Genomic DNA, 6,000 nt, shown 5'->3' with positions numbered 1-6,000 from the left:
TCCCGCAACCGGACCCACCTCGCCATCCCACGGAATGCACGCTGTTGCTGTTGCCGTTGCTGTTGCTTCGGCTGTTGCTTCGGCCGTTGCTTCGGCGGGTGCAGGGCGCAGCCCTGCAAAACACCCCTACTCCTGCGGATCGCGGGTGATGTGGATATCCGTCGGGGTCGACAGCGGAATGTTCCGCTCGGCCAGGATCTGCAGCAGGCTGAAGTACAGATCGCTGCGGGTCGCATACACCTGCCGCGGGCTGGCTACGTACGCGAAGCTGTTGATGGTGATCTGGCCACCGGCAATGCTGTCGATGTAGACCGTCGGTGCCGGCTGATTCAGCACGTTGGTGTGCGCGGTGTACGCATCCAGCAGCGCCTGCCGCAGGTTGCCGACATCGGTGCTGGGCGGCACCGCGAACTGGATCTGGATGCGGCCCTGGTTGTTGCCCATCGTCATGTTGCGCACGGTCTTGGTGACCAGCTCGGAGTTGGGCACGATCAGCGTCGACTTGTCGCCCACCTGGATCTCGGTCGAACGCAGGCTGATGCGGCGGATGTCGCCTTCCTGATCACCCAGCTTCACCCAGTCACCGATCTTCACCGGGCGCTCGGCCAGCAGGATCAGGCCGGAGACGAAGTTCTGGGTGATCACCTGCAGGCCGAAACCAATACCCACCGACAGCGCGCTGACCAGCAGTGCCAGCTTGCTCAGCTGCAGTCCCATCGCGCTCAGGGCCCAGATCACCGCGATGATGATGCCGACGTAACGGGCGACGGTGCTGACCGAATTGCGTGCGCCCAGATCCAGTTCGGTCTTGGGCAGGTAGGTGTCGGTCAGCCAGCGCTGCACCAGCTGGGTGATCGCTAGGCCGGCCAGCAGCGCCAGTACCGCCATCACGATCCCTGCCGGTGCCAGCCTGGTACCACCGATATCGAAGCCGGTCGTGAACAGAGAAGTGAATCGGTCCACTACTGCGCCGATGTTGCCGAACGGTGCCACCAGGGCAAGCAGCGTGAGCAGCACAACCACGGTACGCAGCGCCGCCGACAGCAGCACGCCGGCCTGCTCCAGGCGCGACACGCTCAGGCCGGTGCTGAGCAGGATGGTCTGGCCCACCTTGCTGTCCGCGTTGAGCATCCACGTGCTCAGGTCATCAACGAACTTGAACAGCAGGGTCGCTGCCAGCACCACGATGCTGCCGCCGATCAGCTGCTGGTTCACGAACTTGGCGAAGTTCAGGTAGCCCAGCAACGTCGCGACGATGGCGGCCACCACCGCGACGTTGCCCGCCACGCGTGCCAATACCAGCCAGCTGCTGCGGCGCACCGGCGTGGCCGCGCCCACGCCATCGGCCTGTGCCTCCAGCTTGGCCTCGGCCTCGGCGGTCTGCCGGCGATGCAGGCGTGCCAGGGTCACCAGCATGGCCATGATCAGGCCCAGGTAGGTCAGGGCAATCAGGCCATCCAGCGCCACCGTGGTGACATCGCTGGTGCGCGTGGCCTGGTCGAGGGCCATCAGCACCGTGCTCAGCCAGGCCAGCGCCGCCGCGCCCCACGCGTACTTGCGCAGCTTCAGCGCGGCGGTGTCGTCCAGGTTCAACAGCCGCCATGACGGGCGCTTGGGCACCAGCATGCAGGCGCTGAGTGCAGCGATGAAGGCGGCGCGGAAGGTGGCCGTCTCCAGGCCGTCGGCCACCACCTGCAGGCGCGGCGCGATGGCATCGATGGCGTCCAGCGCCGCCATCAGCACCACCACGGCATAGCCGGGCAGCAACGTGCCGACCAGCAACAACCACATGGCCAGGCCGGAACGGCGCAGGCGTCCATCAGGCGCACGATCGGACGCGGCGAACTGCCGCCCCAAGCGGCGCAGCCACAGCCGCAGCGGGAACATCATCACCAGCGCGGCGATCAGGCCCAGCAACGGCGTGCCCCAGCCATTGGCCCGGACGCCGGCAACGAACGTATCGTGCCCCTGCTCGGCCAACGGCGCGACGCGTGCGATATCGATGGGCAGGCGCTCGGCCACCTTGCTCCACAGTGCCGGAGACAACGGCGAGGCGACCTTCTTCCCCATGTCTTCGGCGCGCTGCGCAGTGCGCTGCTGGTCAATGTCGGCTGCCAGCTGCTGGGCACGCACGGCACTGGTCTTGGCCTGCGCCACCGATGCGGCCAGGCCGTCGCGCTGCTTGTTGATCGTGCGCCGTTGCGCCGCCAGTTCGGGCGGCTCGGTGGTGCCCTCGGCAGGCGTGCCCAGCTGCGCCAGCTGTTCGTCGAGACGGTCCAGCTGCGGCTGCAGCGACTTCTCCAGCGCCTCGGCGTCACGCCGGGCCTTCGAAGCGTCCTCGGACAGCATGGCCAATGTTTCGATGGCCGCGGCATCACCACGCTTGCGGTCGACTTCCTTCAGCTTCGCATCGATATCCGCCAGCTGCTGCTTCGGCGTGGGGTCTTCATCCTGTGCCAGCACCGGCGCGGACAGCAGGAGGGCGGTGCACAGCATCAGGACCCACCAGGGGCCCCGTGCACGGATCGATCGCAGGAAAGAAGACACGCCAGCCACACCGGTTCGCGCGGACCACCGCGCCTGCGCGCGACTATACGGCACAGGCGGTAAAGGGCGGATGGGCGACGCGCAGCAGTATCAGTACTTCAGGCGCAGCTCTTCCACGGTCGGCTGCTGCAGCGCGTACCAGTCCTGGAACTCTTCCTCGGTGATCTCATCGGGCGCGTACACCGCCACCGGATGCCAGTCGTGGTCGGTCGGCAGCGGCTGGCGCGGGCCGGCACGCAGGCTGTAGGACACGCCCTCGTAGTCGACCAGATCATCGACCTGCGGCCACTGTTCGCGTGCGAACGCGGATTCACTCTTCAACAGGATCACCTGGTACATCGGCACCTCCACTTCGGTTGGATCAGGAAAACACGGCGCTGGCTGCAGGATACCGCCGCGCCGGTGACAACGGGCACGCCGCAGCGGCGACGGAACGTTCTGGACACGGCCATCGCCCCGGCTTCACCCGCCCATGGCAAGGCCATCGGCATCGTGGAGGCCCACCCCTGCCACGACCGCCGATGACCGAGCACCCGCCGCTGAAGACCGTTGCCGACCTCAAGCTGCCCCGCTACCTGGGCACCTGGTACGAGATCGCACGCCTGCCAATGCGCCATGAACCGGAAGGCTGCACCGACGTGTCGGCGCACTACACCCTGCTCGACAACGGCAACGTCGGTGTCACCAACCGCTGCCGCATGGACGGCGAGATAGAAGAGGCCACCGGCGAGGCCTGCGCGATCGACAACGACAGCGCGCGCCTGGAGGTCAGTTTCCTGCCCAAGGGCCTGCGCTGGCTGCCGTTCGCCAAGGGCGACTACTGGGTGATCCAGGTCGCCCCGGACTACAGCGTCGCGCTGGTCGGCAGCCCGGACCGCAAGTACCTGTGGCTGCTGGCCCGCGAACCGCAGCTGGACGCCACCGTGCAGGACCATTATCTGGCGTCCGCGCGCCTGCAGGGCTTCGATCTGTCCGAACTGATCCAGACCCCGCATACCGGCCAGCCCACGGCCTGAGCCGCACACAACCATGGACCTGAAAAGTGGCTACCCGTGGTGGGCGGTGCGCAACGGCCTGACCCACGCCTTCCCGCCGCTGCAGCAGGACCTGCGCTGCGACGTACTGGTGGTGGGCGGCGGCATCACCGGTGCACTGATTGCCGACGAGCTGTCCCGGCATGGCCACGACGTGGCGGTGATCGAGCAGCGCGACATCGGCTGGGGCAGCACCGCTGCCAGCACCGCGCTGCTGCAGTACGAGATCGATACCCATCTGCTGGAACTGGCCCAGCGCTACGGCCGGGACGCCGCCGCGCTGGCCTACCGTGCGTGTGCCGAGGCCATTCCGGCCCTGGGCGACGTGGCGCGCGGGTTGAAGGATGTGGATTTCCAGCGCATGGACAGCCTCTATCTGGCCAGCCGCCACCGCGACGTGCCGCGCCTGATGGCCGAGGGCGATGCCCGTCGCGGCATCGGCCTGGATGCCCGCTGGCTGGGCCCGGAGGCACTGCGGGAACGTTTCGACGTTGAGGCCGGCGGCGCCCTGCTGACCCGGCAGGCGGCCCGGGTTGATCCGTATCGGCTGACCTATGCGCTACTGCAGCGCCTGCGTCGGCGCGGCGCCCATGTGCATGACCGCACCGTACTGCACAGCCTCGATGCTACCGCGCGCGGGGTGACCGCCCGTACCGAAGCCGGTGCCACCATCCGCGCACGCCACGTGGTGCTGGCCATGGGCTATGCCAACCAGCGCTGGCTCAAGCAACGGGTCGCACGCAACCGCAGCAGCTACGCCTTCATCACCGATCCCATCGATGCGGACGTGCTCGGCCGGCTGCGCAACACGATGGTGTGGGAAAGCGCCCGCCCCTACCTGTACCTGCGCGCCACCGGCGACCAGCGCCTGCTGGTGGGCGGGCTGGACGACGCCATCGACATCCCCGCCCGCCGCGACCGGCGCGTTCAGAGCAAGGCCGACCAGCTGATGAAGCAGCTGCGGCACTGGTTCCCACGGCTGGACCCGGTGCCGGCCTTCTCCTGGGCCGGCACCTTCGCCGAGACCGCCGATGGCCTGCCGTTCTTCGGCCCGCACGAACAATGGGGCCCGCGGGTGCACTTCGCCATGGCCTACGGTGGCAACGGCATCACCTATTCGATGATCGGCGCGCAGCTGCTGCGGGCCCGGATCGAGCGGCGCACGCATGCGCTGGAGGGGCTGTTCGGGTTCGGCCGGTTGTAGCCTGCAACCAAGCATGGCCTGGCTCTACCGTAAGCGGGCGCCGACAGGCATCATTCAAGCAACCCCTGCTAGCGTCGGCCTGTACCGCCGCGTGTTGCGTGGCCACCTGTCCGCTGGAGCGCCGTCATGATCCGCCCCCTGACCCTGCTGCTGTGCCTGGCCCTGCCGGGAACCGTGCTGGCCCAGTCCGCCGCAGGCGCCACCGCGCCGCAGGCTGCCGGCCTGGACCTGACGCTGCCGCAGGCGCCGATGCGCTACCTCAACGACCCGGCCCTGCAGCAGGACCCGCCGGGCACGTACTACGGCGACAAGAGCGGCCCGCGCGTGCACGACGACGCGAAGATCGCCGACGTGACCGACGACAAGGTCAAGGTGTCCGGCAGCTTCACCACCGGCATCGGCTATTCCAAGAACGGTGGCAACAGCCACTACAACGCCGCCACGCTGAACCTGAGCAAGAACTACACCACCGATGAAGGCAAGACCCACGGGGTCAACGTCAACATCCACGTGAGCGAAGGCAAGGGACCGGGCTTCTTCGGTCCGTATGGCGGCTATTACGGCCGCGGCCCGGGCTATTGGGACTACCCGCCGCCGTACGGCTGGTAAGCCAGCTCCTGTAGAGCCGAGCCCATGCTCGGCTACGGTTGGCCGCAAAGCCGAGCATGGGCTCGGCTCTACATGGGCAAACGTCAATCCAGCCAGCCATCGCGCTCGCTGTGCAGGATGCGGCCGTCATAACCGCTCAGGCGCACGTCCACCTTCTGGTTGCGTGCATTGCGGGCCTCCAGCGACCAGGTCGCACCATCGCGTTCCAGCGAATGGATCTCGCGCAGGCCATGCGCCTGTGCCCGTGCCAGCACCTGCTCGGTGGTCAGCAGCGCGCGGCCGCTGTGCTCGTCGAAGATCTCGCCGGTCTTCGGGTCCACGTAGACCTCGCTGAAGCGGCCATCGGCGCGGCTCACGTCGGCCTCCCACAGGCCATCATCGCGTTCGATCTCGTGGATCTGGGTGTAGCCGGCCTTGCGCAGGGTCTGTTCAACCTGGGCCATGCCCAGCGGCGCGGCCTGTACGGCCGGCGCGACGGTCAGCAGGGCAACAGTGGCGAGGGTGAGCGACTTCAACATGGGGGTTCTCCTGTTCGTGTTCGTGGCCGGACCATCCCGGCAACGCCACAATGCACCCCGTGGTTAACAGCGCCTTAGCCGGCACTGT

General features: G+C 67.6%; 6 protein-coding genes. 3 read left to right on the top strand and 3 right to left on the bottom strand.

Features of this window, described 5'->3' with window-relative positions; all coding sequences use genetic code 11:
- Positions 1-126 precede the first annotated feature (126 nt).
- Complete coding sequence (locus N5D45_RS13590; RefSeq protein WP_279939101.1) at positions 127-2,496, bottom strand: DUF3772 domain-containing protein; 2,370 nt, start codon at positions 2,494-2,496, stop codon at positions 127-129.
- Between the two features lie 141 nt (positions 2,497-2,637).
- Positions 2,638-2,886: a hypothetical protein gene (locus N5D45_RS13585; RefSeq protein ID WP_006474562.1), complete on the bottom strand. Its 249-nt coding sequence runs from the start codon at positions 2,884-2,886 to the stop codon at positions 2,638-2,640.
- 182 nt (positions 2,887-3,068) lie between these two features.
- On the opposite strand from N5D45_RS13585, the gene N5D45_RS13580 reads away from it, so the two are divergent.
- From N5D45_RS13580 to N5D45_RS13570, 3 genes are all read left to right on the top strand, one after another.
- A complete protein-coding gene (locus N5D45_RS13580; RefSeq protein ID WP_019336294.1) occupies positions 3,069-3,563 on the top strand; it encodes a lipocalin family protein in 495 nt (164 codons plus the stop codon).
- Positions 3,564-3,576: 13 nt separating this feature from the next.
- Positions 3,577-4,785 (top strand): FAD-dependent oxidoreductase, encoded by a 1,209-nt coding sequence (locus tag N5D45_RS13575; RefSeq protein ID WP_228354878.1) that lies wholly within the window; start codon positions 3,577-3,579, stop codon positions 4,783-4,785.
- A 126-nt stretch (positions 4,786-4,911) separates the two neighbouring features.
- On the top strand, positions 4,912-5,394 hold the full coding sequence (locus N5D45_RS13570) for a hypothetical protein (RefSeq protein WP_019661543.1): 483 nt from the start codon (positions 4,912-4,914) through the stop codon (positions 5,392-5,394).
- 83 nt (positions 5,395-5,477) lie between these two features.
- Here the strand turns inward: N5D45_RS13570 and N5D45_RS13565 are convergent, their stop codons facing one another.
- Positions 5,478-5,912, bottom strand: a complete 435-nt coding sequence (locus N5D45_RS13565) for a PepSY domain-containing protein (protein ID WP_043401290.1) — start codon at positions 5,910-5,912, stop codon at positions 5,478-5,480.
- Positions 5,913-6,000 lie beyond the last annotated feature (88 nt).

This window comes from Stenotrophomonas sp. GD03819 (assembly GCF_029841665.1).
GTDB classification, from domain to species: Bacteria; Pseudomonadota; Gammaproteobacteria; order Xanthomonadales; family Xanthomonadaceae; genus Stenotrophomonas; species Stenotrophomonas geniculata.
This window is presented reverse-complemented; position numbering and strand designations above follow the sequence as displayed.

Bases quoted from the DNA above. Each gene is read 5' to 3' on its own strand.
- N5D45_RS13575 (WP_228354878.1), top strand. From the start codon at position 3,577: ATGGACCTGAAAAGTGGCTACCCGTGGTGGGCGGTGCGCAACGGCCTG.
- N5D45_RS13565 (WP_043401290.1), bottom strand. From the start codon at position 5,912: ATGTTGAAGTCGCTCACCCTCGCCACTGTTGCCCTGCTGACCGTCGCG.
- N5D45_RS13585 (WP_006474562.1), bottom strand. From the start codon at position 2,886: ATGTACCAGGTGATCCTGTTGAAGAGTGAATCCGCGTTCGCACGCGAA.
- N5D45_RS13570 (WP_019661543.1), top strand. From the start codon at position 4,912: ATGATCCGCCCCCTGACCCTGCTGCTGTGCCTGGCCCTGCCGGGAACC.
- N5D45_RS13580 (WP_019336294.1), top strand. From the start codon at position 3,069: ATGACCGAGCACCCGCCGCTGAAGACCGTTGCCGACCTCAAGCTGCCC.
- N5D45_RS13590 (WP_279939101.1), bottom strand. From the start codon at position 2,496: ATGCTGTGCACCGCCCTCCTGCTGTCCGCGCCGGTGCTGGCACAGGAT.